The sequence below is a fragment of the Streptomyces sp. NPDC046557 genome (assembly GCF_040645975.1).
Taxonomy (GTDB): domain Bacteria; phylum Actinomycetota; class Actinomycetes; order Streptomycetales; family Streptomycetaceae; genus Streptomyces.
The window spans coordinates 37,846-57,241 of the sequence record NZ_JBEYZH010000029.1; the positions used below are offsets into that span (position 1 = coordinate 37,846).

A 19,396-nucleotide genomic window follows, 5' to 3' on the forward strand; every position below is an offset into this window, starting at 1 on the left:
GTAGCCCAGCCAGCACTGCAAATGGTTCACCCGAACGGGGGCCGTATGCCGCAGGTCGCCGGGGGTGCGCGGTGAACCCGGTAGAACTGGCAACCTCCGCAAGCACCGCCTGTCACACGGCTGCGGCGGGGACTGGGACGGCTTGGAACGGGGCGCGATCACGGATCAGGGCCCAGAGAACGTTGTCTGGGCCGGTTCGAGTGGCGCGGCCCGTGACTGCGGCACCCCGCGCCCTCGACCGGCGAGGTGCCGTACCTCACTGCCCAGATGCGGTACGGCGCCTCACCGAACGGTCTGCCAGCTCGCGGTACCGGACGTCGCCTGACTCCATCCAAGGCCCCGGCGGCACCGTACCCCCGATGCCAGTGATACTGCGCATACGCAACGGGTCCGCAGAGGCTTTCAGGCATGTATGCGCAATTCACTGGCTGATGGGAGGAGGTGTCAGTCGTTGCGGTCAGTGGCTGACGCCGGGGCGGCCGCATCCACGGGGGTGGGGGCGGTGGGACGGTCGGAGCGGCAGCGTTGCTGCTCAGCTGTGGTCATCGGGCCGGTGCGCTGGTAGATGCGGTCGGGGACCAGGGGGGATGGTCCGTCGGTGACGACGTGCAGGCGGATTTGCTTGTCGGGGTCGTCGGTGTTGCTGATCGACCAGCCGTCGGTGCGCTGGCGGCCTGGCTGGGCTTCGATCCAGCTGGCTTCGCCGGCTTCGATGGTTTCGTGGATCTTGCGGTCGGTGGTGGTGGTCCAGCGCCATGGCGGGGCGCCATTGTTGGTGATGCCGGCTTGGAACTGCTGGTTGAGGTTGTCTTTGAGGTTGGACAGGCGGTCGATGCCTGCTTGCTGGCTCAGGTTGTCCTGGGAGCGTCCGGTGAAGTGCACGGGGCGGTCGTGCCCGATGGTGTTGCGGGTGCAGTTGAGGTAGGTCTCGCCGATGACGCGTGCTGTGTCGTAGTAGGTGTAGGAGTAGGTGTTGTCGACGGTGTAGGTGCAGTTGCTGCGGGCGTTGGCGCAGTGGTCGGCTGCTGTGCGGGTGTCGATGCGGTCGTTGCCCTCGAACGCTTCCGGGGTGGGCAGCCGGTTTTTGGATACCGTTTTGTCCACTGGGGGCGGTAGGTGGGTGGCGCGGAGTTTGGCGATGAGGGGGCCGCATTCCCAGCGTCCGGTGGTTTGGGCGGAGGCGAAGGTGATGAGCGGTTCGTTCTCGTTTGCTGTGAAGGTGTAGGTGCGGCCGCGGTGCCAGAGGGTGCTGTTCGGATCGGTGGTGAACTGTTGCTGTGGTCCGCCGGATCCCTGGAGGGTGTAGGGCTGGCCGGCGGCGATCTGGGCGTCGGTACAGGCGCCGTTGCGGCGCAAAGTGTTGTCGTCGAAGGTGACGGTGACCTGGGCGCCGGCCCGGACACCGCGCAGGCGCTGACTCACGCTCTGGTCGGTGGCGCGCTTGTTGCGCAGCAGCAGGGCGGGGACGTTGTCGGGGTGGGCGGCGTCCGCGGGCAGCAGCCGGTAGGGGTACTGCACACTCCAGCCCTTGAGTTTGTCTGCGCTGCCGCTGGCGGTGAAGGACGGCTCGGTGAAATCCGCGTTGATCACGGGAACGTCGCGGGCGGGCTCGGCGGCGGTGGCCGTCGGGGCGGTGGCGGCCGCCGCCGCGAGTACGGTGCCGGCCAAGGCGGCGCAGAGCGCGGGTGCCCTCTTTGGGCGGTGCTGGGGTGATGAAGAGCGGGTCACTGGGCCTTGCCTGCCTCTCCTTCGAGACGGGCCGGGAGCTGGGTCAGGCCGTCCGCGGGCTCCGGCATGGACGGGGCGCCAGCCGGCTCCGGGGCCGAGGTCTGGGCCTTGGGTGCCTGCAGGGAGCGGCCGTGGGAAGACAGGGAGCGGTCGTCGTCTGCCGCGGTGCGGCCCAGGGGGCGCAGGCGGTCGCAGGTGTCGCCGGGTGCGGTGTTGGTGCGGGCGATGAAGGAGCTGCTGTTGACGGTGGAGGGGCCATCGACGATGACGTTGGTGACGCGCTGGCCGCGGTTGGTGGTCAGGGTGCCGGAGATCCGTTCCATGGCGGCGCTGGCGCCGAAGACCAGTACGTCTCCGCGCTTGACGGTCATCTGGTACTTGGTGGACTCGGTGTGTGTGGTGGTCCAGGTTTTGGAGTAGTGGGCTTTGAAGGCGGCGGAGAAGGTGGCTTGCAGGCCGATCTGGGCGCCGAGTTTGCCGGCGGCGTTGGCGCCAGCCTTGGCGCCGACCTCGGCGTTCGGCCCGTCCTTGAGGTTGGGTGTCTTGGCGGTGGCGTGGCCTTCGCCGTTGACGCCGGCCGAGACTTCGCCGGAGGCGTTGATACTGCCCTGCACGGCAATGGAGCCGGTGATCTCCCCGCCCAGGTTGTCCTGGCTACCGGTCTGCAGCTGGATCGTGCGGTCCACCGTGATGTCGTTCTTGGTGCAGTTGATGACCGCGTTGCCCAATGATTTCACGGTGCTGAAGAACTGCTGCGGCTGATCCACGGCGTCGATCTTGAAGTTGCAGCCGCTGGGCGTGCCGGCGCAGTAGCGCACGACCGGTTCGATGGACGCTATCGGCTTGTTGTTCTTGTCGTATGCCTGCGCCTGGGGGATGGCCGGGCGAGCCGCCGTCTCCTGGGTGAGGGCGGGGCTGGCGGCCAGGGCCGCGGACGGCGGCAGGAGCGCGGTCAGCGCCAGCGCGGCGGCGGGCAGCAAGGCCGGGGCGTCGGGGGTGGCGGCTGCGGGAGGGGCGGGGGGTGTTGTTCACTGGGCCATCAGCTCGCAGATGTCGGTGAGAGAGGGGTCGCCGGCAGTGGAAGGCGGCAGGGTGTCGGCGAAGTCGGCGCAGGCGTGGTCCACGGCGGTGTCGGCCTTGTTCTGCGGCTCGGGATGGAAGTCCCGCAGCTTGTGCTTGGTGTCGTCGATGCCCTGCTGCTGCTCGCCTTGGTCGCCGACGAGCTTGCTCATGCAGTCCTTGGACTGCGGCGGGCAGGAATCCACCTGATCCTGTGCCTTGGAGATGTCCTTCTTCGCGGCCTCGGAGTCCTTGGTGACCTGCTCCCGCCCGGAATCGGCGTCCTTCTCGCCCTTCTCGCGCTTGGCCTCCTGCTCCTTTTCCTTCTGCTCCTGCTGGCACTGCTTGTCGTCGGGGGCACACTCAACCGGCAGCGGCGCGGCCGGCGCGGCAGCTGCCCCGGCCGGGGGCGCCGCGTAGAGGGCGCCGGCACACATCACGGCCGTGATGGCCAGGGCCCGGCGAGCCCAGACGCTACGAACACTCACGATGGGTTCCTTTCGAAAAGGCGGCAGGGTCAGTACGCGAAGGTGCCGTTGCCGGCGCAGCCGGCGGCCACACGGTTGACACCGCTGCCGGCGGGCAGCACGGTGACCGGCTTGACGGCACTGGTCGTCGTGCCGTCACCCAGCTGCCCGTAGCCGTTGTAGCCCCAGCCGATGACGGATTGGTCCTCGCGCACTGCGACCGTGTGCAGGTTTCCCGCGGCGATGTCCCGGACGTTGTTCAGTCCCTCGATCGGGACAGGGGTCGTGCGGTTGACCGCCGTACCGTCGGCGAGTTCGTATTCGGTGTTGCGGCCCCAGCCCTTGACGCTGCCGTCGGACAGGACCGCCACGTGGTGGCTGCTTCCCGCGACGAGCTTCTCGACTCCTTCCAGGTACTTCACATCGACCGGTGTGCCGCTGTCGACGATGGTGTCGTTGCCGAGCTGGCCGCTGCTGTTCAGGCCCCACGCCTTGACGGTGCGGCCGGCAGTAAGCACCGCGCCGTCAGAGCTGCCCGGTGCGAGCGCGATCACCTCAGGCAGCCCCGGCACCTGCTGGGGTGTACTGCGGTTCGTCGTGCCGCCGATACCCAGCTGACCCTTGTCGTTGCTGCCCCAGGTCCACACGGTGCCGTCCTGGCGCAGCGCCATGCTGAAGTGGCAGCCGGCGGCGACGGCCTTGACCTTGTCCAGGCCTTGGACGGCGACGGGCTTGGGAGTGCCGGTGTCCTTGGCGCTGGTGGTTCCGTCGCCCAGCTGGCCGCTGTCGTTGCGGCCCCAGGCCCACACCCGCCCGTTCTTCAGTACCAGCGCGTGATTACAGCCCACAGCCAGGGCCTGGACACCGCTGAGGCCCACGACGGTGGCGGGAAAGGAACGGCCCTTGACGGTGCCGTCTGCGAGCTGCCCCTGGGTGTTGTCGCCCCAGGACTTGAGCGTGCCGTTCTTCAGCAGCGCCACCGCGAACGGCCCGGTGGTTGTGTTGCCGCCGGCGGCGAGCTGCTTGACGTCCTGACGGGCCAGTCCCTGGACGGGGCCCGGGGTCTGCAGGGCCACGGTCGAGCCGTTGCCCAGTTCACCGGAGGCATTCGGCCCCCAGCTGTATACCCACGGATCAGGCGAGGTGTCGGCCGCCGACGGGGAGGCGCCGCCCGCGAGCGCCGCGAGGAGCATGGCCGCGGTCGCTGACGCTGTGCCGGCGGTCCGCAGCCGGCGGTGGCGGCGGGCAGGAAGGTGGGTCTGGTTCGTATTCATGGGTGGTGTCCCTTTCCGGGGTGCTGACGGGGTGCTCAGTAGGCGTAGCTGGAGTTGCCCGCCAGCGAGGCGGCGACGTGCTGGAGGTCGCCGGTCACCGCTGTCACCAAGGTGAAGCGGTCGGCGTTCGTGCCGTTTCCGAGCTGGCCCTGGCCGTTGGCGCCCCAGGCGACGATCTTTTTGGCGAAGACGGCGAGGTTGTGGCTGCGGCCCGCGGCAATCTCGCCGGCACCCGCCAGCGCCTCGATCTCGACGGGGACGTTGCGATTGGCCCGTCCCGCGTCGTCGCCGGTTTCGGGTTCCAGGAACTGCCCGTAGCGGTTGCTTCCCCAGCCGTAGACGGTCTTGTTGTCGCGGATGGCGAAGGTGTGGTCGGCACCGGCGGTGATGTGGTCGATGTCCCTCAGCCACCTGGCCTTGACCGGTTCGCTGCTGCTGGTCTTGGCGCTGCCATCGCCGAGCTGCCCTTGGGAGTTGTCGCCCCAGGTCCACACGACGCCATCCTCGGTGCGGGCAACGCCGTGGTGGCAGCCCGCCGCGATCTCCGCGACGCCGCTCACGTTCTTGACCTCCTGCGGCACGCTCTGCGCGGCACGCTCACCCGTGCCGAGCTGGCCGTGAACGCCGCTGCCCCACGACCACACGGTGCCGTCCTCCATCAGCGCGAGACTGAAGTCGCAGCCCGCGGCCACCTGCCGGGCCATGGCAATGCCCGGCACCCGCACGGGGGATGCGCTGTCGTCACCAAAGCGGTTGTTGCCCAGCTGGCCGTCCCGGTTCTCGCCCCACGCCCACACCCGGCCCCCGCTGACCGCTAGAACGTGCGCGCCGCCCGCCGACACGTCATCGACACCCTGTAGCCCGCTCACCACACCGGGCACAGCCCGATCGTGCCGAGAACCGTTGCCCAACTGCCCGGCCGAGTTATGGCCCCAGGCCCGTACCGTGTTGTCATCCAGCCGGGCCACGGCGAACGAGGTGTCGCTTCCCGTACCGCCCGCGGAAATCTCCTTCACCTTTCCCCCGTCCAGGCCGGATACCGGCCCCGGCGACCAGCGGTCGGCGCGGCCCCCATCACCCAACTGACCGCCGTCCCCCGCGCCCCAGCTCAAAACCTCCGGCCCTGAAACAGCCACCGCCGCCCCACTGGCCGCCGGCCCCGCCAACACGGCAAGCCCCACGGCACCCGCCAAAACCCAGCGGGCACCCCGCCGTTTTCCTGCTGATGTGCGCAACTGCCCCACGTCCCCTCGCTGGAAAACCACATGCCGGACCAGGCCGTTCTCGGCACCCATAAAGCAGTTGAGCCGCATGAGCGCCCGGCATAGGCAGGAGTGTTGTGCGACGTCGCGGCGGACAGGCCCACTACAGCACAACAGTCACCCTTTGCAGTGGCCATGGAGTTAGGTTCTATATACAGACAGCCATCAGTGGTGATACATCGACCTATCCAAGGCCCCCAACCCTGCACTGCGCTTCCCCCACCGGCGGCGGACCCCCGCCCGCGGATGCGCCGGGCCGGCCCAGGTGGCAGGTGCTCCCCGACCTGCCGGGCCGCGTCCGGGGCGCAGCGGGACCGTCCGGCCCATCGCGTGCAGCCGACCCTGGACGTCGTGGCGGCCGAGGAGAAGCAGCTGCGGCGTGCCGGAGACCACGTCATAGCGGGCCAAGGATGAGCCTGGCGGCTCGGCCGCCACCGATGGGTCGTCGAACGGTCGACGCCGCCTACGAACGCCGGTCCGTGATCGTCACCTCGAACCTGTACCCCTCAGGCTTCGACTCGATCATGCCCGAGACGCTGGCCACCGCCGCCGTCGACCGGCTTCTGCACCACGCCCACATCGTCCTCACCTCACCCAGCTCCTCGCAGACGGCGCCGGCTCGCGGACATCGTGCCCGGGGTCACCCTGCACGGCGAGGACGTCGGACGCTGGCTCACCACCCAACGACGCGACTTCAGCAAACTGAACGAGGAGCAGCAGCGCAGGCTCGGCAAGCTGGGCGTGAAGCCGCAGAAGGCCGTACGGGCAGGTAAGATTCCCGCGAAGGCCGCCGTGGCCTCCGGGCCGGGCACGGGCGGCGGGGCGTTCCACAAGAGTCTGGAGGCGCTCGCGCAGTACATCGCACGGGAGGGCCGACTGCCGGGGCGCGGCGTCGTGCAGGTCCTGTCCGACGGGACCGAGCACCGCACCGGGATCTGGATCGGGAGCGTCAAGGGCCGCCGCGACCGCCTCGACCAGGCGCAGCTCGCAGCCCTCGCCGAACTCGGCGTGGACTGGGCGCGGTAGCGGGGGCGGGGGCACGGCGGTAGCCGCATGACCCTGCCGGCGGACGCCGTACGTGGCCGAGCCCGCCGGCTCTCGGTCCACCCCAGGCGCGGCGTACGGTCGGCGTCCCTCGTGCCCATTGCCAGTGCGCGGTCAGGCCTCAGCATGCGGTGTTCTCTTTGCAGATCATGCGGCGCGGGCTGGTGGGGGCTGCTTGAAGGTCCTGTCGATGCATGCGGCGCAGGCGTTGAGGGCGGTGCGGAACGCCTCGACCACCGCGGTGACGTCGTCGTACCGCAGCCGTGCGGGGTCCTCGGTGCCCGGGCGTGACGCGAGGGCTCGCGAGGCGAGGCTGACCCCGCGCAAGGTGCGGGCGAACTCGTCCGAGCCGGGGCGTTGATCCTCACACGCGCCGGGGCGCTCCCAGGCCGTACCGGATGGCGATGGCCGCTGTCAGTCGTACGCCGATACCGGACAGTTGGATGCCGAACGCCTGGCATACCTGGGGGCAGGGCGGCAGAGCGTGCCGTCCGGTGCTCATGGAAAGGAGCCATGATGCCGGGCAGGCGTGGCGGTGATCCCAAAGGCGGGCCGGCGGCCGTATTCGAGCCCCGGTCGGGGCGGGGGCGGCAATGTGCCGGCTACTGGACCTCGACGGGCGGGGAGAGCTGACGGCCGCGCACGTGTGCTTGGTGGCACAAGCGTTGGTGAAGTCGGAACGGACGGTGTGGCGGTGGCTCGCCTCCGCCTGGGAGGATCATCGCCTCGCGCGGGTGGAATCGTCGCACTTCACGGTCACCACGGAGGTCCGGCGGCTACTGGCGCTGTGGGGCGGGAACGCCTCCTGGGTCCACGCCGCCTGCTGCAGCAGGCGGCCAAGAGTCCGGACGCGCCCGCGGTACCGTCGCTCTCCACCTTGCACCGGGCGATCCGCCGGGACCTGACCCGCGGTGAGTGGGCCGGGCTGAAGAGCGGGGAGGCGGCGCGGCGACCGCTGGCGATTTCAGCTCCGGAAAGCCCTCGAAGACGGGCCTTGCTCCGTCTCTACCTGGCTCAAGCGCCCCGTCACACTGCACCCCCGGCACTAAACCGTCACGCAAGATCACGCAACGTAGTCATACCATCCCGGCTCGCTCACCCTGAAGGCCGGGAGCACAACGTGCGCGCTCAGCTTTCGTGCGGGACTGGAAACACCGACGCGAAGAGCCCCGGGAGTCCGGCCAGAATCCCGGGGCCTCGTGCTGTCGGTCACGCTGCAACATGGTGATGCAACACAGGTCCCGAAAGCCTGGTCCGGAGTTCCCCAGCAGGTCACGCACGCAACGTGCGCCGTTGTTGCACTGCGATGTTGCACCCGCGCTGGGTCGTTGGCGTCTACCGCTGGCTGAGGTGCGGTGACCCGCACCTCAGCCAGGACGACGCCGGTCACGGGGTTGCGGTGCACGGGGATGTACAGGCCCCCAGTCGGCGGCACCGGCGGTGAGCCAGCCCCAACCACCTAGACCATGATCAACCTCAGAGCCGATTGCTGTACCGCTGTTCCCCGCGGCCGCCGGCCGGGGTGGGGGTGCTGAAAGCGGAGACATGCCAGCGCCGGAGGGGGCCGGTGCGTGCGTTTTACCAGGTCAGGACTACGTATCCGTTGCCGCCGAGTTCGCCGTTCTTGTGGTCGGTGCCACCCACGCCGCCCGGGGCGCCCTGGCCCGCGGTCGCCGGGATCTCCTCCGGGAGGTCGGTGAGGGTGCCACGTCCACCGCCGCCGCCGCTGTCGAGGTTGCTCGCGTCACCGCCCTTGCCACCGACTGCGCCGATCCCGTCGGAGCTGATTCCCCAGGGGGCGTCACACAAGTATCCGCCGCCGCCGCCCGCGTGCCCGCCGATCGTCTCGGGCCGGTCGCCGAGCCCTTCGGCACCACCGAGGCCGGCGTGGGTGTGGGAGCTGCCGCCGCCGCCGGCTCCGCTGCCGCCGCTCCCGCCGGGCCGGGGACCGACGCCCTTCGCGAAGCCCCCGCCCCCGCCGCCTCCTCCGCCGCCGCCAGCCAGGCCGAGCAGGCTCGCCTGTGAGGTGAACACAGCCGAGTTCCCCCCGCCGCCTCCGCCGCCCCCGCCGCCGCCGTCGTTCGTGTTGCCCGGGCTGCCGTTGTTCCCGCCGCCGTAGCCGCCCGAACCGCCCGTTCCCTTGTACTGATGGCCTTCGACCCCCTTGGGGCCGCCGCCGCCGGCGCCCCCGACACGCACGCCGATCTTCGGCCCGCTCCCGAGGCCACTGATGGTGCACTTCGCGATTCCTGCGGCCCCGCCACCCCCACCGCCGCCGCCGGTGCCGTACGTCAGCGCGTAGATGCCACCGCCCCCGCCACCCCCACCGCCGCCGACCAGGAACACGGTGAACGTGTCCACGCCCTGCGGGAGGGTGAATTCGGTGTACCCGGGCTGATCGAAGACTTTCCTGCCAGGCTCGGGTGCAGCCTGCGCAGGAGCGGCGCCGAGCCCTGCGGTCAACAGGACGGCCGTTGCGGCCGCCCCCATGATCTTGCGCTGCAACTTCGTCATGACGTCCTGTTCGCGAGTTCCCCGAGTGAGGGCCCCATGATCGCTCAGACATCATGACGAACCTTCCGAATTCACTCTTTTCCGGGGTGAGTTCACACGAACGAGAACTCGGTGGACGGTCCCTGCCAGAAACGGCACCCCAAGACCAATACGGCCAACCGGACGCCCCTGCGCCGAGCCGCCCCCGCGCACCGCACCCTCCAAGTCATTTTTCTCCGTGTTTCATCCCGGAACGAAGACTCCATCCCGCTGTGTCGTGTCGCCCTACGAGACGGTGGCTTCGCCGGTGAGGCGGCTCAGGTCGGCTATGGCCAGGTGGACCGTGGCTTCTCCAGACACCGGATGGGGTCTCATCTGAGTGATCTTGCTCCGGTGGCCGTAGCCCCGGCCCAGCCTGTCCGTTTCCCAGCGTGTGAGCGGTTCACCCCCGGCCCCTCGGGCTCGCCCGTGCCCGGCCTCGCTCCGCTGCCGCTGTCACGTCTCGTCGAAGGCCAGGAGGCCCCGCATGTTCCCCCGTCTGCGCCCGAAGCTCGCCGTCTGCCTGTCCGCCATCACCCTCGTGGCCTGCCCCCTGCTGGCCGGCAGCGGGGCTGAGGCAGCGCCAGCCCTGCGCGCCAACGGCCTGCCGCCCATCGGCGCGGAGGTGCCTTCCTCCATGACGGCCACCAACGCCCAGTTCCAGATCGGCACCGCCCTGGTCTCCTTGGACTTCCAAGGCGGCATCAAGCAACGCGTCGAGGCCAGTGCGACCGACCCGGACCACAGCGTGCGGCTGCGTACCGTCGGCTTCCGGGTCGCCGCAGACCTGCCGGGCATTGGCGGCCACGGCGACGGACCCAGCATCGTCACGTTCGAGCAGAGCAACATCGACACCGACCCGCAGAGCACCTTCACACTCACCCAGGCAAACCCGCCCACGTATGAGGAGCGCGACGTCATCACGTTCACCGCAGCCATCGAGCGCCCCGGGCAGGCAACCCTCGTACTCCACTCCAAGAACCCGATGATCCTGCGCGGCACTACGTCCTCGTACCCGGCGAAGGGGGACGCGTACTCGCTGGAGCAGCCCGTGCAACTGGTCGAGGAAGGCCACCCGGACACGACCGTGGCCACACTGCAGTCGTTCCCGAGCAAGCGCGGCGGCCTGTAGCCCCAGCCTCACCGCACGAGCCCACGACGGAAGCCGCCCCGATACCGCCATTCTGGAGGGCCAGGAGCTCCCTCTTCGCGTCCACGCTCACCACCGGCAGGCCCTTATTTTTAGCCAGAGCCGAACGGATGCCCTGAGCGGCCGTACAGAGGGCATCCGGGGTAGCCGTTTCAGACTGCAGCCATCCCTTGAGGGCCTGGATGAGCCACTTGCGGGGTCGTCGTGAGCGGCTCCGGACGTCGGCCCGGGGGCACGCCCGTCCAGCCCACTCCGGCCCAGGCGAGGTCCTCGGCGATCTTTTCCTTCCGCCGCCCTCTTTCTTGCCCCGCTCCCCGCCCTCTTCGCACGGGCGGCGGCGAGCCGGTGGTTCCCCGGCCGGCTTCTCGTCCTTGCGGTCACCGCGGGAAACACGGACCCACTGACGTCGGCAGCCTCGGGCGGACACGGCTTTCGCATTTCGCATTGCCGAGGCGTTGGGCGCGTTCCTCGAAGGTGCGCTGAAACCGGTCGAAAGTGCTGCGCAAAGCTTCTCCGAATGACGGGCGGCTTCAGGAGCGGGGCGGACTGCACAACGTTGCCCCAGGCATTTCTCTGCGGACACAAAGTAACCGCAAGCGTTGTATTTCGTTTTACGATGTCAGGCCGTCGACGCTTCCTGACAGTCCGTTGTGGCGCTCTGCCCGCCACCTCGCTATTGGGTGCCAATACAACGGCCGGTGCGGGACGACCTGCACCGGGTGCCGGATTGCCAGAGGGCTTGAGCGCCGGCTACCGGCTGTAGGAGTTCTTGCGGGGCAAGGGGCCGACGCCGGCATGCCGACCTGGGCGCAGGGCTGCATGGCGTCGACCGGGACCGGGGCCGTTGCGGGCGGCGAGTGCATCGGCGACGGCGCCGGTGGCGAAGGCGTATACGGCCTTGTGCAGGAGGTCCACCACCAGCTCTCTGCGGGGCCAGGTCTGGGGCGGGGCGCCGACTCCGGTGGCGTTCTCCAGGATTTGGTCGTTGGTGAGGCGGACGATGGTGAACTGCGCCGAGGCCACCGGCCCGCGGAGGCCGACGTTGGCCATGACTGAGCGCAGGACGCCGAGGAGGGCGGCTTGGCCGAAGTGCATGGCCCAGTTGACGGCAAGAGGCTGCTTGCCGGCGTGTTCCCGCATGCCGGTCAGTCTCTCGAGAACGCGCGCGGGGACGTGGGAGTCGGGCCGACCCGTGAGCGTCTGCTCGATCTTCTCCCCGAGCGTCATCACCAAGCCTCCGGCGGTGCCGGCTACGAGACCCTGCCACAACATGCGCTTGATCATGTCTGACGGGTACCCCCGGGTGTCACCGCAATGCCCCTCAGCCGGACAGGTGCATCCCGTTGCCAGTCCCGCTCACCCGGATGCCGCTGTTGGGCGGCTCAGCGTGCCCGGGTGGGGTAGATGTACGCCGCGGACAACGGCACCCCACGGAAGGCAGCCCTCTACATGAGCCAGTCGGCCCGACGGTCTACCGAATGGCGCCCACATCCAAGCAGGTCGATGGCGGTGTGCGCGCTGATCGGCGTCGCCGTGATGGCGTCTTTTGATGAGATCGTCTTCCACCAGCTCCTGGGATGGCACCACTTCTACGACCGCTCCACCACAGGCGTCGGTTTGTTCTCCGACGGTCTGCTGCACAGCGGAGAACTGCTGGCACTGGTGGCGGGCTTTGTTCTCTTTGCCGATCTGCGCCGACGCCGCGCCCTGGCCCCGGCCCACGCGTGGGCCGGTTTCTTCCTCGGTCTGGGCGCCTTCCAGCTCTTCGACAGCGTCGTGGACCACAAGCTGCTGCGCCTGCATCAGGTGCGCTACGGGGTGGATATCACCCCCTACGACTGGGCCTGGAACCTCGCCGGCCTCGCACTGCTCGTCATCGGCGCCGTCCTCGCCGTGGTCGCAGGCCGCCACCCCAGGCGGGGGTTGGCGTCGTGACGCCGACACACATCCACCCGGCTCCGGCCCTCCCGGCCGGCATAGGTGTGGCCGAACAGGTCATCGCGGTGGCCGCGCTGCTCGCGGCCGCCGCCTATGTGGTGGCCGCTGCCCGTCTGGGGTGCAGCACTTGATTGTCGGCATGGCAGCCCCTCTGCTGCTCGTCCTCGCTCGCCCGCTCACCCTGGTTCTGCGGACCCTGCCGCCCAGCCCCTTACGGCGGGGCCTGCCGGCCATGGCATTTTGCGGGCCCGTGCGGTGGATGGTGTTCCCGCCGGCGGCGGCGCTGCTCGATTTCGGTGGATTGTGGCTGCTCTACCGCACCGGCCTGTTCGCGGCCGCCACGGAGCGGCCTTTGCTGCACATCGCCGTGCACGCGCACGTGCTGGCCGCCGGACTGCTGTTCACTTTTGCCGTCTGCCAGTTCGACCCGGTCCGTCACCGACACGGCCTGACCCTGCGGGGCGCCACCCTGTTGGCCGGCGGCACCGCTCACGCCGCCCTCGCCAAGAGCCTGTACGTCTCGACGCCCCCCGGCACCGCCTTCGGCTCCGCGGACCTGCATACCGGTGCCCAGTTGATGTACTACGGCGGCGACCTGACCGAACTCGCCCTCGCCGCCGCGGTGGCCGTCCAGTGGTACATCAGCACCGGCCGAAACTACGCCCGCCACACGGCCGCGGCACCGGTTCTCTCCGCGGGGCGCTGATCCCCGGGACCGGCAGAGCGCATCAGCGGCCGGCGGCTCCTGCCGCTCCTTGGGCCGCCCGATTTCCCCGATCGAGTCCCGACAGGAGCAGACGGGGGTGTATTTGAGGGCACTGCCCTCCCAGAAGGGCTTCGAATGAACGCCGGGTCCTGGGTGTCGAGGTCTTCGAGCGCCGCCAAGGTCTCCTTGGCGGACTTCTCTTCCGCGAGGCGGTCCTGGACGATTTCCGGGCCGCCGGCCAGAGCGCGCCGGGCAAGGGGTGGACGACTTCCTCCTCCGCCGTCTCGTGGACGGCCAGCAGGCGCACCAGGCGGTGGAAGGCGTCGCGGCGTCCCTCCCCCGTCGTCGCCTCGACCTCGTCGAAGAGGTTGCGGATGTCTCTGTGCTGGCGCAGTAGGAGTGCGACCACGTCGGTGTCGGGAGCGTTGTCGTCGCCGGCCTGCGGGGTTTGAAGCTCGGGCACCGCGGATGACGAGCTCCACCTCGCAGAGCAGCTCCTCACCGGCCTCGACCTTCGCGCCACCGGCTTCACCGTGAGGATCGCCGGGCTCGTCCGCGACGCCGGCACCCTGCGCGGCCTCGAAGCGGCCCGGGATCTGCTCGCCGAGATCCGGGAGGCGGGCATCACCGCGGCCGAAGCCGTTCTCGAGCTCGCTCTCGCCTTTCACCACGCCGTCCTCGGCGAGCACGACAAGGTCCGCGCCGTCATCGACCGGCTACGCGAGCTCGCCCGGGCCGGCGACTACGGCTATTACGCCGACATCGCCCACTACATGGGCGGCCTTCCCCTTTCCCGACCCGTCCTGCGCGCACTGGCTCGATGGGGCCGAAGCCGTGCGCAGCCGCTGGCATCACCTCGTCCGGGACCGCCAGGCCCGCCTTCGCGCCGACGGGTAATCCGGTCGCAGCGTCCGGGCGTCAGGTCGAGGACGCGGACGGGCTCGCCGATCCACCGATCGGGGGCGGCGGTGGCGATGATCGCCCCATTGGGGCGGTCCGGAGTCGGATAGCCGCAACCACATCGCGGCGCCGAGGCGAGGCTCGTGGGCACGGACCGCACACGGATCGGGGCCCGGACCACAAGTGGCCCGGGCCCCGATTTCACCCTGGCCGGCTGTTCAGCCGCCGGGCCGTGAGGTCACTGGGTGTCGGTGCTCTTGCCCACGAGCGAGGACAGCAGCTGGAGCACCAGGTTCTGCAGCGGGCTGCCGTGTTCCCAGGGGGGAGGCCACCCCATCAGCCGGGCGCTCTCGCCGGGCGCCATGATCGTGGCGAGCCATACCGACGGGCCCGCGGCCGGTCAAACCCTCAGCGGTGTACTGGACGACGCTCACGTCGATGGGCGGGCGCCGCAGATCAGCGAGGAGCCCGTCCGTCTGTCGCAGCGTCACCGTGCGCTGCGCGGCGCGCTGCAGGCGGGGGCCGTCGGGACCGGGCAGGAGCCACGACGCAGTATGCGCCGGCAGGCGGCGGCCCGAGGGGCTCCCAGACGGAGTCGTCGGTGTAGGCGTAGGCGGGGGTGGTGGTGAGCCAGCCCAGGTCGGTGAGGCGGTGGTCGCGGGCGAGACGCAAGCCTTGACGCAGGCAGGCGACCAACAGGAGGCGGCTGGGTCGGATCGCTTCCATCGCCCGACAATGTCGTTGATGATGTATGCGTGACTAACCGCATCAGTGTTGCAATCTCAGCCTTCGGTATCCTTGCCAGCTCGATCTTCCTCATAGCTAGCATGCAAGTGTATCGTTCCGGAGGATCCGTCCTTTGGCTTGTGCTTGGATCTGTGGTTCTCGTAAGTGCCGTGTATACACTCGTGAAGGACATGCGGCAGCGCCACACGGAGCGAGACTCCTGACTCCTTGGCTTCGGTTCCTTGACCGACCCGCCAGTCGTCGTCGTGTGCCGCGGACTGTGCCAGCGAAGACAAAGCGAGCCGTCAATTCCTGACGAGGTGCGTGGCTGGAGGCGGGGTCAGTGCGCGGGTGAACGTCGTGATCGCCTCTACAGCTCCAGCCGATGACGCGTCTCTCACACTCGGGTCGGTAAGATCCGCGTGCCACAAAGGCCCGGACCGCGCAGAGCCCCCTCAAGAGGAGGAAGATCGCTGCACTCTCGGCTGGAAGTAAAGGGGCAATCTCGCCGACAAGGGCACCGAAAGCTTGAGGTGTAAATGTCCAGCCCCCTTCCGCCTGCACGAATTGGCCACTGCCGTAGCTCGCACACCGCAGGGGCTAAGAGATGGTCTCATTTGGTGAGTCGGCGGTAGCAGATGAGAGTGCAGGCGATGCTGGTGAAGGCCAGGAAGTGCTCGGCTTTGCGTTCGTAGCGTCGGTGCAGTCGACGGCAGCCGGCGAGCCAGGCCATGGTGCGTTCGATCGTCCAGCGGTGCCGGCCCAGCCGCTGGGAAGACTCGATGCCTTTGCGGGCGATGCGGTGGGTGATGCCGCGTCGGCGTAACCATCGTCGCAGGTGGTCATAGTCGTAGCCCTTGTCCGCGTGCAGTTTGGCGGGCCGACGTCGGCGGGGCCCGCGGCGGGAGCGGATCGGTCGGATGCCGCGGACGAGGGGTTCGAGGGCCTGGCTGTCGTGGAGGTTGGCGCCGGAGATACCGATGGACAGGGGCAGACCGGTCCGCTCGGTGATCAAGTGGATCTTTGAGCCTTTCTTGCCCCGATCCACAGGATTCGGACCCGTCAGGTCCCCCCTTTCATCGCGCGCATGTTCACCGAGTCGATCGCGCACCGGGACCAGTCAAGGTCACCGCGCCTGCCCAATTCGTCCAGGACCAGACGGTGGAGCTCGGCCCACACCCGGGCCTTGCTCCACTCGGTGAACCGCCGGTGGGCCGTCGGCCCCGAGGGCCCGAACGACGGCGGCAACTGCCGCCAAGTGCAGCCCGACGTCGCCACGAAGATGATCGCCGCCAGAACTTCGCGGTCGCCGTACCGCCGCCGGCCACCGCCCTGCGGCCGCGACGGAGCGGGCGGCACCACCCGCTCGAACAACTCCCACAACTCATCAGGCACCAGCCGCTCGACAATCCCCACGACACCAGACTATCGAACAGCCCAAATGAGACGCCGTCTTGGACGAAGTGGCGCTGGGCGACGTCGTGGTGGCCGGTGTCGACCGCTGACCAGCCCACGACCCGGGACAGCTCGGCGGTCGCCGCGAATAGCTCGCGCCCGATGGTCTCGGTGTAGGTGCCGGTCAGCAATGGTGCGGCGTTCAGGCGCAGACATTCGGTGACGGAGCTGGCTTTCCAGTTCCCTCCGCCGAAGCGGGAGTCCCACAGACGGGCTTCGTCGGCGGCCTTCCACAGTTCGTCGAGGTCGCTACGGCCGACCTGTCGGCCGCCTTCGTGCGCGGTCGGGGCGTCGGTCGGCTTGGCGAGCCAGCGGGTGACGGGGGTGCCGAAGGCTGCGATGGCGAAGCCGTTGCTGATGAGCTGGCGTGGAGCGGTCCACGGTTCTCCAGTAGGTGGCGGCGACGCGGATGGCATCGACGGGTCGCGGGCGAAATCCAACCCCATGTCAGGATTTCCGCCCGACCTGCAGTACATACCGATTTCGTCCACGCTTACCGCCCTGCCGAGGCGTTCGCCCAGCGCAGCGGCCAGGAATTCGGGTGTGCGGCCGCGGGAGATCATTCCGAGATTGACCCATCTGGCGACACTGGTGTGCTCGTACCGGAGTGGCACACCCGCTGCGGCCCCGATCTTGTTGATCTGCGCGGCCAGGGATTGTGGCTCGCCCCGGCTTGTTTGATGAGCCGGGCCAGATCCTCGTTTGCCCTGGCGATCTTTCGTGGGTGCCATCGAGCCCCTCATGCCAGCCGGTGTCCCGCGACGTGGATGCCGCGGGCGCGGGATCTGAGCCTAGGGGCCCGCTCGCATTGGTTCCGGCGGTTCCCTGGAGGCAGGCGGCGGCTCGCCGAATGGCCCGCACCATGGATCAAGGCAGCCCGCGAGCGCGGCTATCTCTCCCCCGCTATCCCAGGCCGCCACGCGGCCGGCCCAGGCCCGCTTCTCAGCCACCCCGAGGGCGGGCCCGGTACTCCTTCGCCTTGAGCCCGAGGCACGAGTTGGGAGGATCGCCCAGCCCAGTACCCCGCCGCGTACCTCTTACGGGGTGTCGCCGGGCCACACCGCGAACTCTATGCATCACCTCGCAGGTGCCGGGCGATGTCAATGTCGTCCTGCAGCGCGCTGAAACGAGGATACGGCTCTCGGGTTGGGTCCAGAACACAGACGTGGAGCTTGTCCCCTGCCTGCGGCGGCGCCACGTTTTCATCCCACCATGACGGGTGCTTCACCTGGTCAATGAACCCGAATACTCCCTCAGATCCATCCACTTCCACCCTCGAACCGACGGAGGCGACTCCGGTGATCGTCACGTCAAGTTCCTGATGCTGGTGAAATGTCACTTCGGCCCTCCAAATATCCTAACCCAACTGCGATTAAGTGTCAGTTCATTAAAGCGGTCGAGTTTCTCTACCGGTATCTCAAATTCGATCCGTGGCTGGCCACCAGGCCCCTTGGTGTCATGGATTTTTGCGTGGCCGCCAAATTCTTCAAGGAATGACGGGTGCATTTCGTATTTGACCATTCCTCTGGCGAAGTTCACTCCTGTCGGACCAGCGTACTCGGCAGCCACAGCATGTTCACCAAAGTAGATCTTGCCGTCCGAGATGACTCCACCACCGATGTCCACCCCTGGCTGATGGTTGGCAGGATTCGGCCCGTGGTCCAGCTCGTACTGGGCATGGGCCCCCTTGGGTGTGCGGTAGATCGGGACGTAGTCCGGGGCCAGTCCCAGGTAGTCCGTCCAAGCGTGCGGGTTCGCCACATAGGTGAAGGGGTTCGGCGCCGGGGTGAGGCCGAGAGGGTCCGAGGTGAGATAGCGGGCGTTCTCGGGGTCGTAGTGGCGGAAGTAGTTGTAGTGGAGGCCGGTCTCCAGGTCGGCGTACTGGCCCGGGAAGCGGAGAGCGGTGTAGGCGGTACTGTTCGCTGCCCAGGTGGTGAGGCCCCACAGCGTGGAACGGGTGTGCCATGCCACGTCGCCGGACTCGTCGATCAGCTCGGTGGGGGGTCCTATCAGGTCGGTGACGATTGCGAAGAAGCGGGAATCCACCTCTTCCCGCGACGCGTCGAGGATGCGTTCCGTCTGGGCTATGGGGCGGATGTCCTGGTGGTCCCAGGTGATGACGACGAGGTGCGGTTGCGCGCTGGAGCTACTGGTCTGCTCGCATAGTGTGTTCCCGTCCCAGGTGAAGTCGATCCGTTCCTCAACGCTCTGGCCATCCGCTGCCAGACGCAGCTTTGCCATGCGGCGCCCGAAGGGGTCGTAGAGGTAGCGCCACAGGGTGCCGTCGGGAGTGCTCGCCGTGATGAGACGGTCCTCGGCGTCCCATACGTAGCGCCATATGTCCGGTTGCCGGGAGAGACGGGTCTTGCGCCGCACGGTGACGCGGCCAAGCCGGTCATGCTCGTAGCGCACGGCACCCGCTCGCGTGATCCGGTTGCTCTCGTAGGTGCGCTCACCGATCGTCTCGCTGCCGGGATGGTCCGTCGGCCAGGAGGCGAACGTCTGGTTTCCGGCCTGGTCGTAGGCGTAGGTCTCGCTCCAGCCGACTGCGTGGACCGCAGTGACCCGACCGGCCGGGTCAAGCTCGTACTCCTGCCGTCCGCCTGCTATGTCGTCGACCGCAGTGAGGTGGCCGTCGGCCCGATAGCTGTAGTTGCGGTGCCGTACGCGGACGTCAGCCCGGCCGGTTACGGTCTGGGCCGTGAGGCGCCCGGCGGAGTCGAAGGCGTGGTCCAAGACGAGGGAGTCACCGATTCGGCGCGTCACCTCGCGGCCCGCCGTGTCGTAGGTGAACTCCATGCGGCGGCCGGCAGTGGTCATCGCCATGCGGCGACCGGCGCCGTCGTAACTCCACGTCGATGTCGCGCCGGTCGGCGTCGTGCGGCCAGTACGCCGCCCCAAATCGTCATAGGTGTAGGTCAGCCTGCGACCGCTGACGGTCTCCTCCAGGACTCTGCCCTCGCGGTCGCGCAGCAGGGTGACCGTCGTCCCGTCGGGGCCTTGTGCGTGGGCGAGCTGGTCCGTGAGGTCGTAGGCGTAGGTGGTAGCGCTGCCGTCCGCGTCCTTGCGGATGATCTGATCGAGTGCGTTGCGTTCGAACGTGATTGTCTGGCCCAACCGTTGGTGCGGGAAGCGAGAGTTCCAGTGGGCTCGTA

Annotated in this window: 17 protein-coding genes and 2 pseudogenes; 7 read left to right on the top strand and 12 right to left on the bottom strand. The window is 68.7% G+C overall.

The features are described from left to right. Nucleotides 1-444 precede the first annotated feature (444 nt). The 5 genes from ABZ934_RS29925 to ABZ934_RS29945 are packed head-to-tail and all read right to left on the bottom strand — an operon-like array spanning nucleotide 445 to nucleotide 5,841. Nucleotides 445-1,668, bottom strand: a complete 1,224-nt coding sequence (locus ABZ934_RS29925) for a hypothetical protein (protein ID WP_361319082.1) — start codon at nucleotides 1,666-1,668, stop codon at nucleotides 445-447. Between the two features lie 56 nt (nucleotides 1,669-1,724). Then, the gene (locus tag ABZ934_RS29930; protein ID WP_361319084.1) at nucleotides 1,725-2,708 is read right to left on the bottom strand and encodes a hypothetical protein; all 984 of its coding nucleotides are present in this window, start codon (nucleotides 2,706-2,708) and stop codon (nucleotides 1,725-1,727) included. A gap of 48 nt (nucleotides 2,709-2,756) precedes the next feature. Next, nucleotides 2,757-3,275 carry a hypothetical protein gene (locus ABZ934_RS29935; RefSeq protein ID WP_361319086.1) on the bottom strand — a complete coding sequence of 173 codons (519 nt, stop codon included), beginning with the start codon at nucleotides 3,273-3,275 and terminating at the stop codon, nucleotides 2,757-2,759. 29 nt (nucleotides 3,276-3,304) lie between these two features. Then, nucleotides 3,305-4,528: a chromosome condensation regulator RCC1 gene (locus ABZ934_RS29940; protein ID WP_361319088.1), complete on the bottom strand. Its 1,224-nt coding sequence runs from the start codon at nucleotides 4,526-4,528 to the stop codon at nucleotides 3,305-3,307. Nucleotides 4,529-4,563: 35 nt separating this feature from the next. After that, nucleotides 4,564-5,841 carry a sialidase gene (locus ABZ934_RS29945; protein WP_361319090.1) on the bottom strand — a complete coding sequence of 426 codons (1,278 nt, stop codon included), beginning with the start codon at nucleotides 5,839-5,841 and terminating at the stop codon, nucleotides 4,564-4,566. 395 nt (nucleotides 5,842-6,236) lie between these two features. On the opposite strand from ABZ934_RS29945, the pseudogene ABZ934_RS29950 reads away from it, so the two are divergent. Beyond that, nucleotides 6,237-6,380, top strand: a pseudogene (locus tag ABZ934_RS29950) (ATP-binding protein); the annotation flags it as partial. A gap of 40 nt (nucleotides 6,381-6,420) precedes the next feature. Beyond that, nucleotides 6,421-6,816 carry a helicase associated domain-containing protein gene (locus tag ABZ934_RS29955; RefSeq protein ID WP_361319130.1) on the top strand — a complete coding sequence of 132 codons (396 nt, stop codon included), beginning with the start codon at nucleotides 6,421-6,423 and terminating at the stop codon, nucleotides 6,814-6,816. Nucleotides 6,817-6,981: 165 nt separating this feature from the next. Here the strand turns inward: ABZ934_RS29955 and ABZ934_RS29960 are convergent, their stop codons facing one another. Together ABZ934_RS29960 and ABZ934_RS29965 are read right to left on the bottom strand one after the other, a co-directional pair. Beyond that, nucleotides 6,982-7,161, bottom strand: coding sequence for a hypothetical protein (locus ABZ934_RS29960; protein WP_361319092.1), 180 nt, complete (start codon nucleotides 7,159-7,161; stop codon nucleotides 6,982-6,984). Between the two features lie 1,251 nt (nucleotides 7,162-8,412). After that, complete coding sequence (locus ABZ934_RS29965; protein WP_361319094.1) at nucleotides 8,413-9,348, bottom strand: hypothetical protein; 936 nt, start codon at nucleotides 9,346-9,348, stop codon at nucleotides 8,413-8,415. Between the two features lie 505 nt (nucleotides 9,349-9,853). Between ABZ934_RS29965 and ABZ934_RS29970 the strand changes: the two genes are divergently transcribed. Next, entirely contained in the window at nucleotides 9,854-10,498 is a 645-nt protein-coding gene (locus ABZ934_RS29970; protein WP_361319096.1) for a hypothetical protein, read from the top strand. Between the two features lie 768 nt (nucleotides 10,499-11,266). On the opposite strand, the gene ABZ934_RS29975 is transcribed toward ABZ934_RS29970, so the two are convergent. Then, nucleotides 11,267-11,800 carry a hypothetical protein gene (locus ABZ934_RS29975; RefSeq protein ID WP_361319098.1) on the bottom strand — a complete coding sequence of 178 codons (534 nt, stop codon included), beginning with the start codon at nucleotides 11,798-11,800 and terminating at the stop codon, nucleotides 11,267-11,269. Between the two features lie 219 nt (nucleotides 11,801-12,019). Between ABZ934_RS29975 and ABZ934_RS29980 the strand changes: the two genes are divergently transcribed. From ABZ934_RS29980 to ABZ934_RS29990, 3 genes are read left to right on the top strand one after another with little or no spacing between them, the layout of a single operon-like run. Next, entirely contained in the window at nucleotides 12,020-12,451 is a 432-nt protein-coding gene (locus tag ABZ934_RS29980) for a DUF2243 domain-containing protein (RefSeq protein WP_361319100.1), read from the top strand. Further along, nucleotides 12,448-12,585 (top strand): hypothetical protein, encoded by a 138-nt coding sequence (locus tag ABZ934_RS29985; protein WP_361319102.1) that lies wholly within the window; start codon nucleotides 12,448-12,450, stop codon nucleotides 12,583-12,585. The genes ABZ934_RS29980 and ABZ934_RS29985 overlap by 4 nt, the downstream gene beginning before the upstream one ends. 8 nt (nucleotides 12,586-12,593) lie before the next feature. Next, on the top strand, nucleotides 12,594-13,160 hold the full coding sequence (locus tag ABZ934_RS29990) for a cytochrome c oxidase assembly protein (RefSeq protein ID WP_361319104.1): 567 nt from the start codon (nucleotides 12,594-12,596) through the stop codon (nucleotides 13,158-13,160). Between the two features lie 137 nt (nucleotides 13,161-13,297). On the opposite strand, the pseudogene ABZ934_RS29995 reads toward ABZ934_RS29990, so the two are convergent. Next, nucleotides 13,298-13,623, bottom strand: a pseudogene (locus tag ABZ934_RS29995) (hemerythrin domain-containing protein); the annotation flags it as partial. A 70-nt stretch (nucleotides 13,624-13,693) separates the two neighbouring features. On the opposite strand from ABZ934_RS29995, the gene ABZ934_RS30000 reads away from it, so the two are divergent. After that, entirely contained in the window at nucleotides 13,694-14,170 is a 477-nt protein-coding gene (locus tag ABZ934_RS30000; RefSeq protein WP_361319132.1) for a hypothetical protein, read from the top strand. Between the two features lie 128 nt (nucleotides 14,171-14,298). Here ABZ934_RS30000 and ABZ934_RS30005 read toward each other — a convergent pair whose 3' ends face one another. The 3 genes from ABZ934_RS30005 to ABZ934_RS30015 form a co-directional block, all read right to left on the bottom strand. Then, the gene (locus ABZ934_RS30005) at nucleotides 14,299-14,424 is read right to left on the bottom strand and encodes a hypothetical protein (RefSeq protein ID WP_361319106.1); all 126 of its coding nucleotides are present in this window, start codon (nucleotides 14,422-14,424) and stop codon (nucleotides 14,299-14,301) included. A gap of 975 nt (nucleotides 14,425-15,399) precedes the next feature. Continuing rightward, nucleotides 15,400-16,196 (bottom strand): IS5 family transposase gene (locus tag ABZ934_RS30010; protein ID WP_361319126.1). Its coding sequence is split into 2 segments (ribosomal slippage): nucleotides 15,400-15,858 and nucleotides 15,861-16,196, totalling 795 coding nucleotides; the frame shifts between segments, so codons are not numbered across the junction. A gap of 1,380 nt (nucleotides 16,197-17,576) precedes the next feature. Further along, the gene (locus ABZ934_RS30015; protein WP_361319108.1) at nucleotides 17,577-19,358 is read right to left on the bottom strand and encodes an RHS repeat-associated core domain-containing protein; all 1,782 of its coding nucleotides are present in this window, start codon (nucleotides 19,356-19,358) and stop codon (nucleotides 17,577-17,579) included. Between the last annotated feature and the right edge of the window lie 38 nt (nucleotides 19,359-19,396).

Bases quoted from the DNA above. Each gene is read 5' to 3' on its own strand.
- ABZ934_RS29970 (WP_361319096.1), top strand. From the start codon at position 9,854: ATGTTCCCCCGTCTGCGCCCGAAGCTCGCCGTCTGCCTGTCCGCCATC.
- ABZ934_RS29975 (WP_361319098.1), bottom strand. From the start codon at position 11,800: ATGATCAAGCGCATGTTGTGGCAGGGTCTCGTAGCCGGCACCGCCGGA.
- ABZ934_RS29965 (WP_361319094.1), bottom strand. From the start codon at position 9,348: ATGACGAAGTTGCAGCGCAAGATCATGGGGGCGGCCGCAACGGCCGTC.
- ABZ934_RS29980 (WP_361319100.1), top strand. From the start codon at position 12,020: ATGGCGGTGTGCGCGCTGATCGGCGTCGCCGTGATGGCGTCTTTTGAT.
- ABZ934_RS29940 (WP_361319088.1), bottom strand. From the start codon at position 4,528: ATGAATACGAACCAGACCCACCTTCCTGCCCGCCGCCACCGCCGGCTG.
- ABZ934_RS29945 (WP_361319090.1), bottom strand. From the start codon at position 5,841: ATGCGGCTCAACTGCTTTATGGGTGCCGAGAACGGCCTGGTCCGGCAT.
- ABZ934_RS30005 (WP_361319106.1), bottom strand. From the start codon at position 14,424: ATGGCGCCCGGCGAGAGCGCCCGGCTGATGGGGTGGCCTCCCCCCTGG.
- ABZ934_RS29990 (WP_361319104.1), top strand. From the start codon at position 12,594: ATGGCAGCCCCTCTGCTGCTCGTCCTCGCTCGCCCGCTCACCCTGGTT.